Raw genomic sequence first — 19087 nt, forward strand, 5'->3', positions numbered from 1 at the left:
TGTAAGTAAATTGTATACACATGGCTGCCTAAGCGGTATAAGCGAGGCTATTTCAGAATAGCCCCGGCTGTCAAAGCATTTTCGATCTTCTCGTTGCCTACCAAATAAACGATTATCATAGGCAAGCTGGATAGCAGCATACTCGCGCCGATCAACCCCCAATCCGTCACTCCCACATTGACGAAGAAACCAAGCAATCCCACGGTTAGCGGCCGAAATTGATCCTTGGAGGCAATAATAAAAGCAAGCGGGAATTCGTTCCAGATCCGAATGAATATAAGAACGCATTGCGTAACCAATGCCGGCATCACGATTGGAAATATGATTCTTATATAGGTCTGATAGACATTCGCTCCGTCTATGCATGCCGCTTCCTCCAGCTCCTTGGGCAACGAACGGAGAAAGGCGTACAGCATAAGTACGCAGGAAGCGATGGCGAAGCCGGAATACGGCAGGATAAGGCCTAAATAACTATTTTTGATATGCAGCGCTTTAACCAGCTGGAATAATGGAATAACAACGACCTCGATCGGCACAATCAATCCCATGGATACATAAAACAACACCGCCGAATTGAACTTCCATTGCATGCGGCTGAGGCAGTAGGCCAGCATGCTTCCCGTTGCCAGCGTTATGACAATCGTCCCTGCCGTATAAATCAAGCTGTTCTCGAAATACGTATAAAAATGATATTTGGACAACGCTTCGCTGAAGTTCAGCCAATCCAAGGAAGACGGTACGCCAAAAGGATTGTCGTACGCTTCGCTTTTGGACTTCAACGACATCGTTACCATCCAGTACAAGGGAAACAGAAACGTGCATCCGACGGCTATCCAAAACACTCGGCTTAATACTTTCAGAAAACTCCCCCCTAGCTTAAAACTCTAGTTTTTCCCTAGCTACGTACCTTTGGATGACATAGGAGATCAAGAGGCATTCCAGAATAAAGATAACGGCGATCGCGGTGCCTTTGCCAAACTCGGAAGTATCGAATGCCGTATAATACATCTGGTAGATGACCGTCCTGGATGTGTCGCCCGGGCCTCCTGCCGTCATGACTCGCACATGCGAATAGAAGGCCATTGATCCTAAGGTAGACAGAATAAGTACGTATTTGATGACATTCTGCAGCAAGGGGATCGTTATTCGCAAACAGACTTGAACGAAATTGGCACCGTCGATCAAAGCCGCTTCATAGTAGCTTTTGGGTATGGTCTTGATTCCCGTATAAAACAGCATCGCGTTGAGACCGATGTATTGCCACAGGAATGTCACCCCGATACTGGGCATGACCGTTTTCTTCTCCGTCAGCCACGAATGCGTCCAGGAGCTCAGCCCGAGCGAGTGGAGTATGCTGTTAAACAATCCCCAATTCGGTTCGTAGAAAGCCAGCCAGATCTGGGCAACCACCGTAACCGATAGGATAGCCGGGAACATCGCCGCCGTCTTGAAAAATCGGCGAAACCTAGGGGTTTGAGCATCCATAAAAAGCGAAAGCATCATGGAGAGGGGCAGCCCAAGCAATAAGGAGATGCCTACGATAAGGTACGTATTTTTATGGGCGCTCCAAAAGGAAGGCGAAGCCATCACGTCTTTGTAATTATCCAAACCGACAAATCCCAAATTTCGAAACCCGTCATGCTTATGCAAGCTCATCCAGATCTCCGGCAGCAAGGGGTATACGCAAAATACGGTAAACAGCAGCAAGGCCGGGGAAGCAAATACAAATATGGACATTTTGGTGCTAAAGTACTTGTTCATCGCTCTCTCCACCGTTTAATTTGTGTCTAAATCCCCCCGGGATCGCCGAAGGGGATTTAGCTGTCAATGCCTCTTTGTTACTTGTTAAACCACGTATTCTCGCTCCAAATCTTGTTCATCGCGGTATTGAAATCTTCGGCAGCGTATTCGCCCGTCAGTAAGTTCGCTCCTTGCGTAGAAATTTCGGCAGAGGTTTTCGCATCTATCGAATTAAGAGCAAAAGACGCGATTTTATTCGGGATCGGATTATACCAGTCAACGAACTTCTGCATGAGCGGGCTTCTGTTATTTGCCTGATTGCCCGTCTGCAAGGATATTGGCGCTCCAGAGGATTCGAAGTACAACGCATCCTGCATGGCCAGGAATTCGGCAAGCTTGACGGCCTCTTCCGGATGCTTGGTTTTCCCGTTTACCGCATAGCCGTTAACCGGAGAGCCCCAGAATTGCACGGTCTGCGAAGGATCGTACTTATCGCTCGCGCTTGGGAACGGGAAGAAATCAACCGTTTCGTCTTTTGCCAGATTCGGCAGCTCCCAAGTAAACATCATGAGCATTGCAGCCTTTTTGGACGTAAACATCTCCATCGCCGGACCGTAATCCAGGTTGGCTATGCCGTCTGGGAACACGCCTTCCTTGACCATCGTCTCTATGCGGGCCGCACCTTCCTTGACGGATGGATTGGTAAAGTCCGTTTTGTTGCTGACGAGGTCCGCCATCGCCTGCGGGTCCCCGATTTGAATCATTTGCTGCAGCATGAAGAGCTTCGGCCCCCATCCGTCCTTGCCTGGCGTTACGGCCGGAACCATGCCTTTACCCTTAAGCGTCTTCGAGGTTTGAATCAGCTCGTCGAACGTGGTCGGCACTTTAACCCCGGCTTCCTCGAACATATCTTTATGGTAAAAGATGACGGGAGTGAAATACGTATCGGCTCCGGAGGAGAGGCTGTAAATCCCGTTATCGACGTGCTTCAGCGCATCCGGCACCGCATATTTCTCCAAGAAGCCGTCTTTCGAAATATAAGGGGTCAGATCGAGAATGCTGCCCGTGTTCTTCAGCGGGGTAAAGTAACCCGCATCGCTCCAAAATACGTCCGGCATATCGCCGGAGGAATTCAACGTCTTCAATTTGTTGGCCATATCCTCGCCGCCGCCGCCGGGCTCAAACTCGACTTCAAGATTCGGAAGCGCTGCGGCAATGTTAGGCTTGATGTATTTTTCCATGATGTTATTGCGATTCTCGTCCGTCGTAATCGTGATAACTCTCATCTTGATTTTTTTGCCGTCCGGCGCCGCGGTCTCCTTATTATCTTCCGTGCTTGCCGCCGGGGCCGACGGATTGTTGGACGGCTGGTTGGAATTTGCGTTGTTCCCGCTTCCGCATGCCGATGAAACCAGTAGAGTACTTGCCATAAGGACCATGGCCGCTGCCTTTGACTTCGTTACCATTGTTATACCTCCCCTATTTGTCGAAACGGATACCGGTTGAATCCAGCCGTTGAAAGCGGTATCAACCTTAACCATGAGCTAATTTTACGAATCTTCCTAAATTTCGTACAGAGAGTATTCTCGGGCTGGCAGTAAAATTAACGGCAAAAAAAATAGACGATAGAGAAACTTTCACTCTCGTCTAGCATCTGCCGTAGATAGGCGCTATTGGATTTGATTCACATATTTGCTGGGCGTAATTCCCATATATTTTTTGAAGCATTTGCTGAAATAATTGGCGTCGGCATAGCCCACCCGGCTCGCTACGTTTTGGATAACCTTCTCTCCCTGATCAAACAGCTCTTTCGCTTTAATAATCCGTATTTCGGTCAGGTAGTCATTGATCGTAAAGGTCGTTTCCTTTTTGAACACGAAGCAGAGATGATTGTAATTCATATGGACGCTTCTTGCGATATCTTCGATTCGCAATTCCTCATTGCCGTAGTGATTCGAAATATACGCCTTAACCTCCTCTATGACTTTGACGGCTCTATTGGTTTTGCGGCTATGCACATGATCCATCGCCTTTAGAATCAGATCGTGTATCCACTCCTCCAATTCTTTGAACGTCTTCATTCGCTGAACATGCTGTATCATGTCGGGCTGCGTCGTATCCCGGAAAACATCCTCAAAGCTTTGCGACGCTTCGGCTAAAAATTCAAGGCATGTGGAAACGATTTCGATTCCGGCAAGAAGCAGCATTTCCATGGATGCCTTTTGATCGCGGGCATCACGAAAAAATCGGACGAGCCATTCTTCCGTCTCGGTGATGTTCCCGATTCGCATGAGCATCAGCAAGCCGCTTCTCTTCTCCACCGAGTACAATCCGGTCTTCATTCCGGGTTCACCCTTCAGGGAGTGAACGAACACCTTGTTGCCGCCCCATACAAACCGATGCTTCAAGGCGATTATCGCTTCCTTATACGAACTTGGGATGGACTCATACGTATCGCAGCCATTGCCTAAGCCGATCGTAACCGTATAGGCTGTATCGTTCTGTACGGTTAATCGAATCCTTTCGCATATCGCTTCCAGATTGTTGAAGGATCCTTCAGGCGCACCTAGGATCAGAACCAGACGCCCGTCTTGATCCTGACAACTAACGCAGTGAAAAGCGCTTTGCATGCAGCGCTTAGCGATTTCCTGCACCTTGGCTTTATGAATGGTCATCCCCTCATCAGGATGTCTCTCATCTTCTGCATCCAGATCGACGACAACCGTCCGGTAATGCAAGCCTTCCGGCGGTATTCCCAAATCGTGCAATCGGTCCTGCTGCTGTCGCGATCTGGAGCTGCCCTGCAGCCAATCATTGAGCACTTGTTCCTTCATGTAAGACAAGCCTTCGCTTGCCTGCTTTCTCAAATCGTCGAGTTCAAGCTCGCCCAAACGCTCCGATCGTATCAGGTCCTTAATATTCAGCAAAGAGCTTTGGAGCTCTTCTTCATTGATCGGTTTCAGCACGTAGTTAGAAACCCCCAATTGCACGGCCTGCCTGGCATACGCAAATTCGCTGTGACCCGACAACACCAGAAATTTTGTTTTCTGGTCGCGTTCCTTGGCTTTATGTATAAATTCCAATCCATCCATGATCGGCATATTCATATCGACTAACACGACATCCGGCTCTACCTCGGGCATCAGCTCCAGCGCTTCCGCCCCGTTTTTGGCTTCACCCGCTATTTGGAACCCCAGCTCACTCCAGGGCAGCGAGATCTTCAAGGCTTGCCTGAAGTAGAATTCATCATCGACGATAAGCACTTTGTACACATTCCGTTCCTCCTGTTCTATTCCATCCTTAGGCATGCGAATAATATAAAAGAGCCTCATGGATGCGGCAGAAGCTATTGGGGACGAAGCGGCAATACGATAATAATTTTCGTGTAAACGCCGAATTCGCTTTCAACCTGCAGTCCGTATCGGTCCCCATACAGCATTCGGATCCGATTGGATACGCTTCTGATTCCAAATCCCCCGCCTTCCGCAGGGACGCCCGATTCCGCTGATATCGCCTTCGCTTGATCCTTGTGCATGCCAGCCCCGTTATCGTAAATTTCGATTTCGATATGATTGCCAGAGCGTCTCCCCGTGACGCGTACGATTCCTTTTTCCTGTTTGAGCTTCAATCCGTGATAAATGGCATTCTCCACGATGGGCTGCAAGGTCAGCTTCGGTATCGAATAGGTCAAAATGTCATCGTCGATATCCATCGTATATGCCATATATTCCACGTAACGAAGCTGCTGAATTTCCAAATAGCTTTCCGTAAGACGCATCTCTTCACCGATGGATATAATATCGTTGCCTTTGCTTAACGAGATCTTATAGAAATTGGCCATGTATTGGGCGGCCGTTATGGCCTGCTTCCCCAACCCCAGCTTAATTAGAGAAATAATCGTTTCCACCGTATTGTACAGAAAATGAGGCTTCACTTGCGATTGCAGCAATTTAAATTCAATCTCGGCCTTTGTCCTTTGTTTCTCGACGTTCTCAGCCATAAGCGCCTCAATTCGATCCATTAAATTATTGAAGCCCTCGCTTAAATATCCAATCTCGTCCGTTGATTGGTACGAGCTTCTGACCTGCATCTTTCCGGTCCGGATTTCCCTCATTGTCTTGGCAAGCCGGAAGATTGGGCTGGTGATCGAGCGTGACAATTGGAAGGAGACCATTAATGCCAGCAGCAAGCATGCCGCGCCAATCCCGATTATCAACTGATTGATTTCCTTCCGCTCCGACGTTATCTCATTCATTGGGATAGCGCTTACAATTGTCCATTTCAGCGGTTCGAAACGATGGGTGAGTATCAGCATTTCTTGACTTCCGCTACCTTGAGTGAAGCTTGCGTCTTTACCGTCTTCGGGGATGCTGATGGAGGCGGCTTCCTTGAAGTCCCGGTATAGCATGGCTTTATTCTGCGCGGAAATAATCCGGCCGTCGGCATCTACGATATAAAATTTACCGCCTTTATTTTTCCCTTCCTCGTAAATGGAAGCGATGGTCGTTTCCTTGACGTACAGAAAAATTCGGCCGATCGTTTTTCCCGTATCTTTGTGAATGACCGTTTTGGAAACCGCAAATACGTTGTCTTCCCCTTCGTATAGGAATCTGAATTTGATCAACCCCGTCCAAATGGGCAGATAGGTCCGGTCATCCGCTCCGTAACCGTATCCGAATAGACGTGCGGCGTAGGCATTGTCGGCGAATCCAACGTCCACCCAATGTTGATTGGAGGTAAGAATGCTGACGGCCTTGATTTTGGTGTTAGGCTCGACAATGTTGCTGATCGTCTCGGAAAGGGTTTTGTTCATCGAGAGGTTGTTCAAACCTTCAACCGGCTTGATCGCATTGGGCTCGTTATTTAATAGATAATCGTAATAGAGGGCGTTCTGCAATCGATAATCGCTGGCTAGAATTTTGGAGTAATCTTCGATGGAGGATAGCAAGGTTTGAAGATTGTTTTTGATGAGCACAAGCTCCCGGGATGAGTTATTTGTGGCTTTATCGATAATCGCCTTCTGTGAAATCGTGTTGGCAAAAATCGATTGGGTGGAAATGAATACGACAATGATTAAAATATTCGAGATGAATATTTTATTCTTTATGGAAATCCCGCCTATAAACTTCGCGAACCCTTTCATTTCGTCATTACTTCCTTTCTCTTCACTAGGACAATGAATGTGCGGAAAGAACAACCGGGGTACATTCAGAATAACAGAGGTTTAAGGAGTGTCAACTTGAAAGGTTGGAATAAACTAAAAAAAGAAAGCCGGCAAATGACCAGCTTTCTCCCGGAACCTTGGTTCTAAAGCGTCTTCCGAATAACATCCGATTCTGCATACTCTTCGCTATTTCCAAATATCAGGCGGCTAAAGTTGTAGGCACCGTTATTCCAAACATTAAAATCGTGAAAACCGTCCTTAATCAGAACTTGATAAAAAGGACCAAGATGATTTCCCGCATGTTCTGTAAGCCCCTCTATCGATTTCGCGTAGCTCGTAATGGCTACGCCATCGGCATCTCCACAGGTCATATACAGCAGCTGGAGCTTATGATCGGAGGATCCCAGGCTTGCTCCAAGAACGCTGCCTTCACTCGATGTGGGAGCATTCGAAAAAGCACCGACATAAGCGAACAAATCTATCATGCCTGGCGCCGGCACCGTCTTATCCAACCCGTTGTTCCAGGAACTTTCGGTTCCCGTGAATCGCGTCGAGTCGTATCTGTAACCGCCGACAATCAGATTCAGAGCCTGCATTCCACCCATCGAAAGTCCGGCGATCGCTCGATGCGCGCGATTAAATAGGGTTCCCTCAGGGGATGTGTCCGTTATGTTCGCGTAAGTTTTGTAATTGGATTCTATAAACGGAATCAGATCGTGTCTCAGCTCGTAATCGAAGTAATAGAATCCCAGCATATTGGTTCCTTCGGTCGTAAAGGATGCGTCCGTCCAGTCATGGGCGCTTCTTCCGTTGGGGAATACGACGATCAGCGGTTCGATGTCCCCCTTTGCAATGAGATTATCGAATATGTTGCAAATGATATATCGCTCGTCAACCTGACCGTTGCTGCTTAACCATTCGAATTGACTCCCGCCAACGCCGTGAAGCAAATACATGACATTGTATCTGGTGTCCTTGTCGCTCGAATCATAACCCGCTGGCAGGTAAACATTGCATCTTTTCCAGATGGCATCGCCCGCAACGGTTCCTCTCCCCGCTTCGCTGATGGCGATGTTCTCCTTGGCGACAAGCTGCCGGGATATATCAATATAGCTGCTTGCCTCGTAGGAAACCTCTTGAATCGTACCTTGAAGCTCTGACTTCACTGATTTAAAATATTCAGCCGGCACGGCAGTTACATTCCTATTTCTCATCGTTCATGATCGCCCCTTCGGTCGCTTGGTAATAGGTTAATAGTATCATGACGATAAAGAGCGACGTAACCTTACAAATTATATATTCACTTGCAATTATTTAACTGAGATATGCATCGTCACCGTGATTAACATAGGAGCAATTAAACAACCAAGAGCTGTTCAACCGGCAAAAAAAAAATTCTTTACCGATCGTTCTCAATAGGATATGATGAATTCGAGTCTATTGGGAATGATCATTCTAAAAAAGACGTCGAATATGGCTAAACTCAATTTGATTCACCAAATAACCGGGAGAAGGAGCAAATTAACATGACTGCATACCAAAGCAATCTCGAAGGGAAAGTCGCTTTCATTACTGGAGGAAACCGGGGCATCGGCCTGGAGACGGCACGCGGATTAGGCAAGCTCGGCGCTCATGTCGTCATCGGTTCGCGCGATGGAGAGAGAGGAAAAGTCGCGGCAGCAGCGCTGCAGGCAGAAGGCATCCAAGCGGAAAGCATGAAATTCGATGTGCTGCTGGCTGACGATCGTCAAGCCGCATATGCTTTCTTTGAACAAAAGTACGGAAAGCTTGATATCCTGATTAACAATGCCGGGGTGCAAAAGGAAGTGGAGCATCTTGTACCCATGAACGAAACCAGCAGCGTAACGCCGGATATCCTGCGTGAAACGTTCGAAGCCAATTTCTTTACCTTGGTCGAACTGACGCAATTGCTTCTGCCGTTGATCCGCAAATCGCCCGCAGGCAGAATCGTCAATTTGTCCAGCGTTCTCGGTTCCCTAACGCTGCATGCCAATCCAGAAGCCCCGATCTACAACATGAAAGTGTTCGCGTACGACACGTCCAAGGCGGCCGTGAATATGTTTACTATTCATCTGGCGCACGAGCTCCGGGATACCCCGGTTAAAGTCAACTCTGCTCATCCGGGCTGGGTGAAGACAGAAATCGGCGGGCAATACGCCGAATTAGACGCTGCGGAAGGCAGCAAGACAAGCGTAATGCTGGCTTCGCTGCCTGTTGACGGGCCAACCGGCCAGTTCTTCTTCATGAATAACCAGCTCCCTTGGTAATCCTTTCGTAAAATGAGAACCGCGCGATATATTCGCGCGGTTTCGCTTATGCATTTCCCACAGTTCGAAGGCTGCCTTAGAGGATTCTTTCCGTCAGCCACAAGCCACCTAGTAAAAAAGCGATTGCCGAACAGATATTAACGACTCTTACCGAATATCTCCATTTCTGCATGAGAAGGAGGATAGGCAACAAGATGGCCAGAATTCCCAGCTGGGCAATCTCAAATCCTTAATTGAAACGAAAAATGTTAAACGCTAAAAAACTTTTTGCCAGATGCATCCTTTTAATAAATCGGCAAACCCCATTCCGTGAATCACTAGGCATGGAACATATATCATGCTCCGAATAATTTGCCATGGAATCTCTCCTTGTGCCCATTTTTGCAAAAAGGGTAAAGCGATATTTAATAGATGTATATTAACTAAAGTTAACCAAGCTTGAAAAATACAATCCACTTGCGTTCAAGAGGAGACCCGTTCACAAGCCAGCCAATCTCCAATATATGGGACACAACACAAAAAAAAGACAACCCACATAGGTTTGTGGATTGTCTAAGTCTTAATGACAAATAGATTTATTAAAGCTTTTACCAATTCCTCGTCTGAAAAGGCTGAGAGACAAAATCACTCACGGCTTTCGCAAATTCCTCCGGGCTCTCGATATGGCTCATATGACCGCCTGCTTCAAAGGTGTAGAGCTGCGAGTTAGGCATTTTTTCGTTCATCTCGGCAGCCCAACGCGGGCCACAGTTGAAATCATGCTCTCCGACCAAGATGAGAGTCGGTGTATCAATCGTATTTAAAACCTCCCTCGCATCCCAAGTATGCGGATTTCGAGGAATAAGGTAAAAATTCAAATTGTCTCTCCATTCCTTGAACTCCTCCGGAAGGTTCCAATAATTCCCGAAGAATGCGGGTAACAACCGCCCCAACAGTTTTAGGAACGACTCACTGTCTCGCGCGGCTCCCGATCCCAAGTCCATCCAAGCCTGAAACGCATCTTGAGCTTCCGGACGATCCGGCCAGCGCTCAGCATATAGCTTGATTTGCCGGGTCTGCTCGAATCCAAGCTCGGGTACCATGCATGGAGCACTGCTATGGAGAATGAGTCCTCCGATCTCATTCGGGTAATCTATAGCATATTGAAGTCCTACAAAGCCTCCATGCGAATGGCCCAAGAAGTAGGGCTTTTCGGTTCCGATGTGCTCAGCAATCTTATGCGCATGATAAGCGTATCGCGGCATGCTGTAATCACCGTCTGACAACAGCCCTGAATCCCCGGTTCCTATAGGCTCGATATAAACAACGGTCATGGTTTGTTCAAGCAGCGGCAAACGTATATAATTCCAATCGAATCCTGGACCTCCTGCATGGACCAGACAAACCGGCCCACTGCCGGCGATGTGAAAGCTTTGCACTACTCCGTTGATCAAAATCTTATATGGTCTCGGTGTTGTCATGGCATATCTCTCCAATTCTTAAATAGAAGTGCTTTTTCTGAGATTGCAAAGGAAAATTAAAGACCCGGATACGTAATATTATATTTTCTGGATACTTCTACGAGCTTCTGTAGAAACTCGGGAGTAGGAGGCGTAAATTGAGCTTCCATTCCTTCTACGTAAGGAACGCCAAGTTCCATGACAAAGGAATCAAAACCCGCAGGATAGGCCGTAACTAAGAATCGAGCCTTTTTGGATTTTACTTTAAAGGTATGTGGAATGCCGCGAGGGGCGAATACGTATTCTCCGCTCTGCACTAAAAACGTGTCATCCCCAAGAATCATCTCTAGCTCTCCATCCAACAAGTAAAAAGATTCATCTTCGTTTCCGTGGATGTGAAGCGGCGGGCCGTCATTCTCATTAACCGAACAATGCACCACGCAAAACTCCCCGTTCGTGTCCTCTCCGCTTACTAAGATGGAATTGATGTCGGTTAAGAATAAGTACGTATTGTCAGTATCAGATTTCCGGCGCATTACTCCTGCTTTGCTTTGATTGCTCATGGTTTTCCCGGTCTCCTCTTGTTGTCGATTTTTTACCTGCGCAGTAATGAGATCGATCGTTCTCATAATAATAATTCTCTTTATGTTTTGTCAACGCATCCGCAACAAACTTAATATTTCATAATTTATTACAGTCAGTTATTTGTTCATGACTTATATTTTACCGATCGTTCTCATTATGATAGAATCGTAATAATGAGGTGAACACGATGACAAGAAGTAAAGAGTTCGATGAAAATGATGTACTTCTAAAGGCGATGCATTTATTCTGGGAAAAGGGTTATGAAAAAACCTCGCTTCAGGACCTTGTTGAGCATATGGGTATACATCGCAGAAGCATGTATGCTACTTTTGGCGATAAGCATAGCCTTTATGTAAAGACGTTGGAGTTGTACGAAAAACAGAAAAGAGCAACTATTCAGGAAGCAATAGCGCGTGGTTATACGGCGAAACAAGTCATTCGCTTCCTGTTTGATTATCTGATTGAAGTAGACGATGATCGACCGGTAGGCTGTTTATTTGTGAATTCTGTGACCGAACTGGCTATGAGGGATCCGGAAGTACGAGATATAACAACCGAAGGTTTTAACTACACGGAGAAAGTTTTCGTGGATCTCATTCAAAAAGCCCAGCATTTGGGTGAGATTCCAATTGATAAGAATGCCGAGATACTTGCAGCTAGTTTGCAGACTACGCTAATTGGATTACGAGTCTTAGTTCGAACGTCAACGGATAAAAAAAAACTCCATCAAATAGCGGATGCTTCAATAGCGATACTTGATGCTTAATGCTTGAAGTTTGAAGGAGGCTCAAAGAGTGCGTTTTATTCGCATCGAAAAAGACAATCCACATCTTTCAAAGAGCGGATTGTCTTTTCTTCAACAATATTTATTTTGTGTACTGGGACATACACCTTTACTTCTTCGCCTTACAAAACTCATGGTACAGCTTCATCAAAGCTCGCTTCTCAATCCGTGACACGTAACTGCCCCGCCCTTGCCTTCCAGATTTATTGAATTCATTTAAGTAGCCTGTCTAATTATAGATTTTTCACCTTAGCGATTATAGGGCTTTATTGAAAGTAATTGAAGTCATTTAAATCTAAACCTATCATGAAAGAAACAAAAAAAACCGGTCGCAACAAACCGGCTGCCCGTGCATGATTACAACCAGGGTATATTCTGTTCTGCTAATAATAGTTTGATCGCTCTTGAAGCAACAATGAATAATTCCGGCTTGCTAAGCCCTTCCAGTCTCCCAGCTGCCTGCAGATGTGGTTCCAGAGACAGATATCCGCCATATCCTTTTTGCTTCAATGCTTGTAAAAGCTGCCTCAACTGTCCGTCTCCTTCACCGGACGGAACAACTGAACCTGTCTCCATGACAGCGTCTTTAATATGAATATAGGAGATATATTCATCCAACAAAGGATAGGCTTCAGTTACTGGACTCACCTTACATTGCACGAAATTTGCCGGATCAAAGGCAGCGCGTAAATAAGGCGATGATATGGCTTGTAATAAATCCCGGCACCGTTCGCCGTTGTCCCCATAAATATGGCTTTCATTTTCGTGTAGTAACACGATACCTGCTCTCTCCGCCAATTGTACAAGACTTTGCATGCGCGAGAGAACTTCCGAACGGTAGCGATCATGTTCACCGTCAGGAATATAAAACGAAAAAATACGGATATATGAAACCTGAAAAAACGATGCAAGCCATATGGCCTTCCTTGCCTCTTCAAGATGCAGATCAAAATTGTCGGTTATTTTAATTTTACCTAATGGAGAGCCTATGGAAGATACCTGAAATCCCCTGTCCTCTAATATTCCTTTTACTTTTACGGCTTCATCATCAGTGAGCTGTAATACATTTTTCCCCCAAACACTTCGCAGCTCTAGATGATGGATTTGTTCCGATTCGAGGACATCCAGCTGAATATCCAATTCTGATGAGATTTCATCAGCAAAGCCTGTTAATGTAATCATAACAATCTCCCTTTGCATGTAATCTATATATGCTGTATAGGAGGCGAACCCTATTGGACCTAGAACACCATCCCTATCTTGTTCCTAATATCTTTTTGTTTGTTGATCGAAGATGTTATCCGGATTGGACCATACAAAAGGCTAAAATCAGCTTTCACGATCTCACCTTTGTTATCGAAGGAAAGGCTAATTACTATATTGACGGCAAGAAATTCACCGCTGAAGCAGGAGATCTCGTCTATGTTCCCAGCGGCAGTGTTAGGGAAGCTTATACCTTTAAAGATTCTCCAATGCATTCCTATCCTTTTAACTTCTACTGGGCAGATCCTCATAATCATATTCATATGCCTTTTCAGGGGTTGACGAAAAAGGTTATCACGAAAGAGATCCTAAGCTATCTGCGTGAATTTAACCATGTGTGGATGAGCAAGCAGCCTTATTACCATATTCAGGCACGGGCACTATTCGAATTGATCATCCACCGTCTGTTAACCAGCTTTCACCGAAATTTACCAGTCTCTCTTGATCCCCGAATAAAGAAGCTTATAGAATATTTAACCGAACATTACTCGGACCATATAGCTATTAATGAGATCGCGGAAGGTTTGAGACTGCATCCTGTGTACTTCGGAAAGCTATTCAAGCAGAATACCGGGATGTCTTTCAAGGAATATGTCAACCGCATCCGGATCAATAACGCAGAAATGATGCTTTCTTCCGGTGATTTCACCGTAAAGGAAGCCGCAGAGCGCTGCGGAATCCAAGATATTTATTATTTCAGCAAAGTATTTAAAGAGATAAAGGGATATCCTCCATCCGCCGCCAAAATAAAATGATCTTCGTATGACACCGGCAAAGCAGATGTAAGACGGAGGTCCCCATTTCTGCTGCAATGGGGACCTGTCCTTGTCGCTCAAAGTGCCGTTACTTCTTCCAGACTTCATCAATAGACGACTGGAATTGCTCTTTGTATTTGTCAATTACCGTGGATACGGATACACCCTTCAGAATTTCATCGACCATTTCATAGTAAGGCATATTCGGATAGCCATCCTTTCCGTCAACCCTATTAATCGTTTCTCCTGCTGTCTTGGCGTTATCGATATCATCTTCATTGTTAAATAACGTCTCCAGCGTGGCCTGCTTCGGATAATCGTAAATGGAATCGATATCATTGATTTTCTCATAGATATAGACCAACTGCTCAGGATGCTCTATTACACTCGGAATGGTCATGTAGTTCGGAATCGTCAAATGCGAGTGATAGGCCACCGCGCTAGGTCCTTTAGGAAATGGCAGGAATCCGATATCCATATCCGGCATATCCTTTTTGAAGCCATCCATCTCATAATCGCTTCCCGCATACATCAATGTGTTGCCTTGACGGAAAAACTGCCCAGGTTCCGTCCAGTCTCCGCCTTCAGTAGGTCTAGCGATATTTTCCGTAGCAAGCTTGGAGATGAACTCCAGCGTTTCCTTTGTTTTCGGGTCCTCCAAATTCTGTTTATCGCCAGCGACCAGATTGGCGTCATTGGAAGCCAGCGCCTGCACCAGAATATTGGCTGTAGCAACCCCCCATGTATCCAGCTTACCGTTATTGTCCGTATCTTTGTCAGCTTCTTTGGCAACCTGGATGAAAGTATCCCAGTTCCAGTTATCATCCTTCACATAATCCTGCAGCGGCTTCATGCCTAATTTATTCATCAGAGTACGGTTATAAAAAATACCTGACGATGCGCCGTTAATTCCGGAGCGGAATCCATAGCCTCTGCCCTCGTACTGCGAATAATCGTTTGTATATTGCTGAATAAATACCTTGTCATTCTTCGTATATTCGTCTACAGGAGAGAATAGCTCCTGCTTAACAAGTGATGGAATCATCCACGGTCTAGCCATCCGGATAATGTCGCCGATCGGTTCTCCGGCAAGCAGCGAGGCTGTAACCTTGCTGGAATATTCTGCATAGTCAACTGTGACATATTCAATCTTGAAATTATGCTTTTTCATTAGTTCATCCAGATTCTGCTTTCGCTTGATATTATCCGGATTATCTTCCTTGATGGATTCGTCATACCAGGAAACCCATTTAATCGTTCGACCGCCCATGTCGAAATCCATCTCAGGTGTTCCGGTATCATCCTGAATGGCAGCGGGAGTTGCATCATTGGCTTCCGATTCCGAAGAAGCAGGCGTACTGACGACTCCTGCATTGTTGTTCTTGTTACTGCCGCCGTTGCTGCTGCATCCTGCAGCCAATAACAGAATCAGAATCAACGACATAAGCAGCGAATTCCTTTTCCACATCTCATATCCCCCCTATGATTTGGCTGTCTTTTCTGAAGTACAGCGCTTACAATAAGAAATGTTATATGCTTTCCGGCAATCAAACCATGGAGAATCTAAACTTGATTTGTAAGTTTCAAACATTAATTCTATAAAGAGAGAAAATGCAGACGTACATTTTCAAATCATTATTCCAAAAATTCGACAACTTCCTACTATGAACATCAGTGAAGTGACTATTAAACAATACGTAAAATCTGTATTAATAATAAGTTCGAAAAATCGAACACAAGCGATTGCCAAGTCGGAAAGAAAAGGGACAGGGATTATTCCCATCAATGGGTAATTAACAAAGGGACTAAATAAAGAAAAAGAGTATTGCATAAACGCAATGCTCTTCTCTGACATTATCAACTATTTGGCATAGTACCACTTAATATTAAGAGTACTCTTTTACTTCTTCGCCTTATAAAACTCATGATATAGCTTCATGAGAGCCCTCTTCTCAATCCGCGACACATAGCTGTGGCTATTCCCCAGCTCCTTAGCAATCTCGCGCTGCGTCCGCTCATCCTCGCCATGATCCAGGCCGAACCGGCCGCGGATCACCTCCTGCTCCCGTTCATCTAGAATATCAAGGTTGCGATAGATCTTGCTTTTCTCAATCTTCAGCTGCACGCGGTCCACGACGTCGTCGGCTTCCGTGCCGAGGATGTCAATAAGCGTAATTTCGTTGCCCTCTTTGTCCGTGCCAATCGGGTCATGTAGTGACACGTCCTTGCGTGTTTTCTTCAGCGAACGCAAATGCATAAGTATTTCATTCTCAATACAACGAGCAGCGAAGGTAGCAAGTTTTGTACCCTTCCCCGTTTGAAAACTTTCAATCGCTTTGATCAAACCAATAGTTCCAATCGAAATAAGATCCTCAAGATCTTCCCCTGTATTATCGAATTTTTTGAGGTTATGGACACGAAACAATGTCAACACTTGCTTGTCCTGTATGCGAAGAGATTAACGTTTACAGTTTACAGGGAAAATTAAACGGCCTAAGTCCAATGAAAATCAGGACTCCGGCCGCCTAAACCTAAAGCTTATTTATTCTAAAACCATTTTACTTTTCCTTGGATAAGCAGCGGGATGAGCTGTGTCCATAACTTCTGGACATCTGTAGCCATGTATTGGGCGTTGCTGTCGTATTGTTTTTCAACGAGATTGCATTTATTGACTTTTACCAGAACAGGCACTACCTCCAGCCTTCTTGCCACCACGCTTTGACGGAACCAAGAGTAAAGCGACTCCCTGCCACGAAGCCGTAAATATCCCGGACGTTCCGTCAAGCTGAGCCAGTCTTCAGCAGCAGGCACTCTCAGAGTAAAATATTGAACACCAAGCTTCTCATGATCGAAATGATCCACGGCCGGCAACACTGGGAACGGATGAAGTGGCAAATCCGGAGGCTCCATGATCAAAGCTGGTGCTTTCCCGCCGCTTGCCAAACGCAGCCATCCGTCCTCCGTCCAAACAACCTTTGCCAGACCGGTCTCACGTCCGAGCGGGGATAATCGTCTTCCCGGTAATGAACGTGCGCAAATGTAGGATAAATACCATTCCCCGTTTTGCGTTTCAACAATCGCGCCATGACCCGCCTTTTGAAGCGGATGATCCTGCACGTCTACCGTCGTAATGAGCGGATAATCGGGATCGTATTCATACGGACCGTCAATATAGCGTGACCGCGCCAGTGTCGCCGCATGATTCCAGCCCGTTCCACCTTCAGCGAGCAACAGATAGTACAAGCCTTCACGCTTGAACAGAAATGGACCTTCCGTTACGCCAATTGATGTCCCTGTAGCAACAGTCTTTATCGCGCCAATCAGTTTTCTTTGGTCCGGACAATATTGTTGCATCACAACTCCAGCGAAACGGTTCTTCCCCTTGCGAAAGTCCCACTTCATATTAAGCAGCCACTTGCTGCCGTCGTCGTCATGGAACAGGAACGGATCAAATCCGCTACTGTTCAGGAAGAGAGGCTCGGACCATGGTCCGTTAATATCCGTTGCCGTAAGCAGATAATTATGCAGATCTTTAAAAACGCCGCGACGTGCCATAACGGTAGTAATCATTAAATAAAAGATGCCATTGTCGTAAGTCAGCGCTGGTGCCCAGATCCCGCCGGAGCTTGGTACACCACGCAGATCCAGCACGGACGCTTGGTCAAGCGGACGGGATATGACGCGCCAGTTAATAAGATCACGGGAATGATGAATTTGTACGCCAGGGAACCATTCGAACGTTGAAGTGGCGATATAATAATCGTCACCAACACGAAGCATGGATGCATCAGGGTTAAAGCCCCGCAATACAGGATTATGAATAATGGTCATTTGGTTATCTCCTTCATCAAAAAGCCGCCGTATGGATGAATCGATCGGCGGCTTCTTGATTTATTCAGGCTGATTCATTTTTACTACCAGAGATAAAGATCATTGCCCTTCAGCTTGAAAATGGCTTCGATGAAATAATAATCACCATAAATAATAGCATGATGATGTGTTTTGGAATGATAGGCACCGGTTCCATTCTGCAGGATTGCATCCGTAGATTCTGTCCAATCGCTACGGGACTCGTCGAGCGTACGGAGTAATTTAATAGCTGCATTTATGAAGAAATCCTTCTCGTAAGGACCGACACGCTTCGCGATTTCAATCAGGCCGCAGGCAGCAATCGCTGCAGCAGTATCATCTTCCCGCCGCGGCTCAGCAGGCTGACGGAAGTCTACCGGGATAACTCCACTATCCGGAATATTAGCAATAAAATAATGTGCAATACGTTTCGCTGTCTGCAAGTACTCCTCTTTGCCGGTATGAATATAGCTCATCATAAAGCCATACAGCGCCCAGGTTTGCCCCCTTGTCCATGATGAACCTTCTTCATAGCCTTGGCCGCCATACGTTTTCACCACTCCGCCGTTAAACGGATCGAACTCAACGATGTGATTCACCGAACCATCCGCTCTAACGAAAGCTGACATCGTCGTATCCGCATGCTTCATGGCGATTTGCTTAAAGCGAGGATCCCCCGTCTCTTCTGAAGCCCAATAGAGAAGCGGAATATTAAACATGCAATCGATAATTGCCCAGCCTCTTGTATCCTGCCCCTCAAGATCATTCCAAGCCCGGATGAAACCTCCGGCAAGATTAAATCGTCCTGCCAGCAAATTCGCAGCATGCATCGCACGTTTACGGGATTCCGGATTGCCCGTTACCCGGTAATTAGCCACACTGGTAGGAAGCCACATAAACCCTACATCATGATGCAGACCATAGTAGTCCTGGAAGCACTGATCCAGTTTACCTTCCGAAATTTGGGCGATTTCCTTGTACTTTTCATTGCCAGTCTCGTGATACATAAGCCACATCATGCCGCCCCAGAAGCCGTTGGTCCACCAGCAGAGTCCGTCTGCAGCATCGCCTGTCGGATTGTCGACCGAACGGTCATCGTATGTGCCATTAATCGTTGTATAAGGAATCTTATCTTTTGTCTTCTCGCTTACCCATTCCATCTTATTTGAGATTTTATCAATAACGCCATGCAGCCATACCCTATCCGTCTCATTCAACAT

The 19087-nt window shown here is 46.1% G+C and carries 15 protein-coding genes and 2 pseudogenes; 3 read left to right on the plus strand and 14 right to left on the minus strand.

What is annotated here, in order from left to right; all coding sequences use genetic code 11:
• Nucleotides 1–47 precede the first annotated feature (47 nt).
• The 6 genes from CFI03_RS23100 to CFI03_RS23125 form a co-directional block, all read right to left on the minus strand.
• Nucleotides 48–785, minus strand: a complete 738-nt coding sequence (locus tag CFI03_RS23100; RefSeq protein WP_236013215.1) for a carbohydrate ABC transporter permease — start codon at nt 783–785, stop codon at nt 48–50.
• A gap of 91 nt (nt 786–876) precedes the next feature.
• Entirely contained in the window at nt 877–1761 is an 885-nt protein-coding gene (locus CFI03_RS23105; protein ID WP_248760178.1) for a carbohydrate ABC transporter permease, read from the minus strand.
• A 77-nt stretch (nt 1762–1838) separates the two neighbouring features.
• Nucleotides 1839–3206, minus strand: coding sequence for an ABC transporter substrate-binding protein (locus CFI03_RS23110; RefSeq protein ID WP_248760187.1), 1368 nt, complete (start codon nt 3204–3206; stop codon nt 1839–1841).
• A 204-nt stretch (nt 3207–3410) separates the two neighbouring features.
• Nucleotides 3411–5012: a response regulator gene (locus CFI03_RS23115; protein WP_248760189.1), complete on the minus strand. Its 1602-nt coding sequence runs from the start codon at nt 5010–5012 to the stop codon at nt 3411–3413.
• Between the two features lie 74 nt (nt 5013–5086).
• Nucleotides 5087–6883, minus strand: a complete 1797-nt coding sequence (locus CFI03_RS23120) for a cache domain-containing sensor histidine kinase (protein ID WP_248760191.1) — start codon at nt 6881–6883, stop codon at nt 5087–5089.
• A 164-nt stretch (nt 6884–7047) separates the two neighbouring features.
• A complete protein-coding gene (locus tag CFI03_RS23125; protein WP_248760193.1) occupies nt 7048–8118 on the minus strand; it encodes an alpha/beta hydrolase in 1071 nt (356 codons plus the stop codon).
• 312 nt (nt 8119–8430) lie between these two features.
• Between CFI03_RS23125 and CFI03_RS23130 the strand changes: the two genes are divergently transcribed.
• Complete coding sequence (locus CFI03_RS23130) at nt 8431–9192, plus strand: SDR family oxidoreductase (RefSeq protein ID WP_248760195.1); 762 nt, start codon at nt 8431–8433, stop codon at nt 9190–9192.
• A 587-nt stretch (nt 9193–9779) separates the two neighbouring features.
• Here CFI03_RS23130 and CFI03_RS23135 read toward each other — a convergent pair.
• Both CFI03_RS23135 and CFI03_RS23140 read right to left on the minus strand, forming a co-directional pair.
• Nucleotides 9780–10652, minus strand: a complete 873-nt coding sequence (locus tag CFI03_RS23135; protein ID WP_248760197.1) for an alpha/beta fold hydrolase — start codon at nt 10650–10652, stop codon at nt 9780–9782.
• A gap of 56 nt (nt 10653–10708) precedes the next feature.
• Nucleotides 10709–11260: a quercetin 2,3-dioxygenase gene (locus tag CFI03_RS23140; RefSeq protein WP_248760200.1), complete on the minus strand. Its 552-nt coding sequence runs from the start codon at nt 11258–11260 to the stop codon at nt 10709–10711.
• Between the two features lie 143 nt (nt 11261–11403).
• Here CFI03_RS23140 and CFI03_RS23145 point away from each other — a divergent pair, with 143 nt between their 5' ends.
• The gene (locus CFI03_RS23145) at nt 11404–11982 is read left to right on the plus strand and encodes a TetR/AcrR family transcriptional regulator (protein ID WP_248760202.1); all 579 of its coding nucleotides are present in this window, start codon (nt 11404–11406) and stop codon (nt 11980–11982) included.
• A gap of 127 nt (nt 11983–12109) precedes the next feature.
• Here the strand turns inward: CFI03_RS23145 and CFI03_RS31365 are convergent.
• Both CFI03_RS31365 and CFI03_RS23150 read right to left on the minus strand, forming a co-directional pair.
• Nucleotides 12110–12181 (minus strand): annotated as a pseudogene (locus CFI03_RS31365) (flagellar biosynthesis protein FliA); the annotation flags it as partial.
• Nucleotides 12182–12357: 176 nt separating this feature from the next.
• Complete coding sequence (locus tag CFI03_RS23150) at nt 12358–13182, minus strand: sugar phosphate isomerase/epimerase family protein (protein WP_248760205.1); 825 nt, start codon at nt 13180–13182, stop codon at nt 12358–12360.
• 53 nt (nt 13183–13235) lie between these two features.
• On the opposite strand from CFI03_RS23150, the gene CFI03_RS23155 reads away from it, so the two are divergent.
• Nucleotides 13236–14018 (plus strand): helix-turn-helix transcriptional regulator, encoded by a 783-nt coding sequence (locus tag CFI03_RS23155; protein WP_248760207.1) that lies wholly within the window; start codon nt 13236–13238, stop codon nt 14016–14018.
• A gap of 88 nt (nt 14019–14106) precedes the next feature.
• Here CFI03_RS23155 and CFI03_RS23160 read toward each other — a convergent pair whose 3' ends face one another.
• The 4 genes and pseudogenes from CFI03_RS23160 to CFI03_RS23175 all read right to left on the minus strand — a co-directional run bounded on the left by CFI03_RS23160 (nt 14107) and on the right by CFI03_RS23175 (nt 19087).
• Nucleotides 14107–15486, minus strand: coding sequence for an ABC transporter substrate-binding protein (locus CFI03_RS23160; protein ID WP_248760209.1), 1380 nt, complete (start codon nt 15484–15486; stop codon nt 14107–14109).
• 432 nt (nt 15487–15918) lie between these two features.
• Nucleotides 15919–16467, minus strand: a complete 549-nt coding sequence (sigK, locus tag CFI03_RS23165) for an RNA polymerase sporulation sigma factor SigK (RefSeq protein WP_248760235.1) — start codon at nt 16465–16467, stop codon at nt 15919–15921.
• A gap of 248 nt (nt 16468–16715) precedes the next feature.
• Nucleotides 16716–17849, minus strand: a pseudogene (locus CFI03_RS23170) (glycoside hydrolase family 43 protein); the annotation flags it as partial.
• 83 nt (nt 17850–17932) lie between these two features.
• On the minus strand, nt 17933–19087 hold the full coding sequence (locus tag CFI03_RS23175; RefSeq protein WP_248760211.1) for a glycoside hydrolase family 88 protein: 1155 nt from the start codon (nt 19085–19087) through the stop codon (nt 17933–17935).

The sequence above is a fragment of the Paenibacillus sp. ATY16 genome (assembly GCF_003399985.2).
Lineage (GTDB): Bacteria > Bacillota > Bacilli > Paenibacillales > Paenibacillaceae > Pristimantibacillus > Pristimantibacillus glycanilyticus.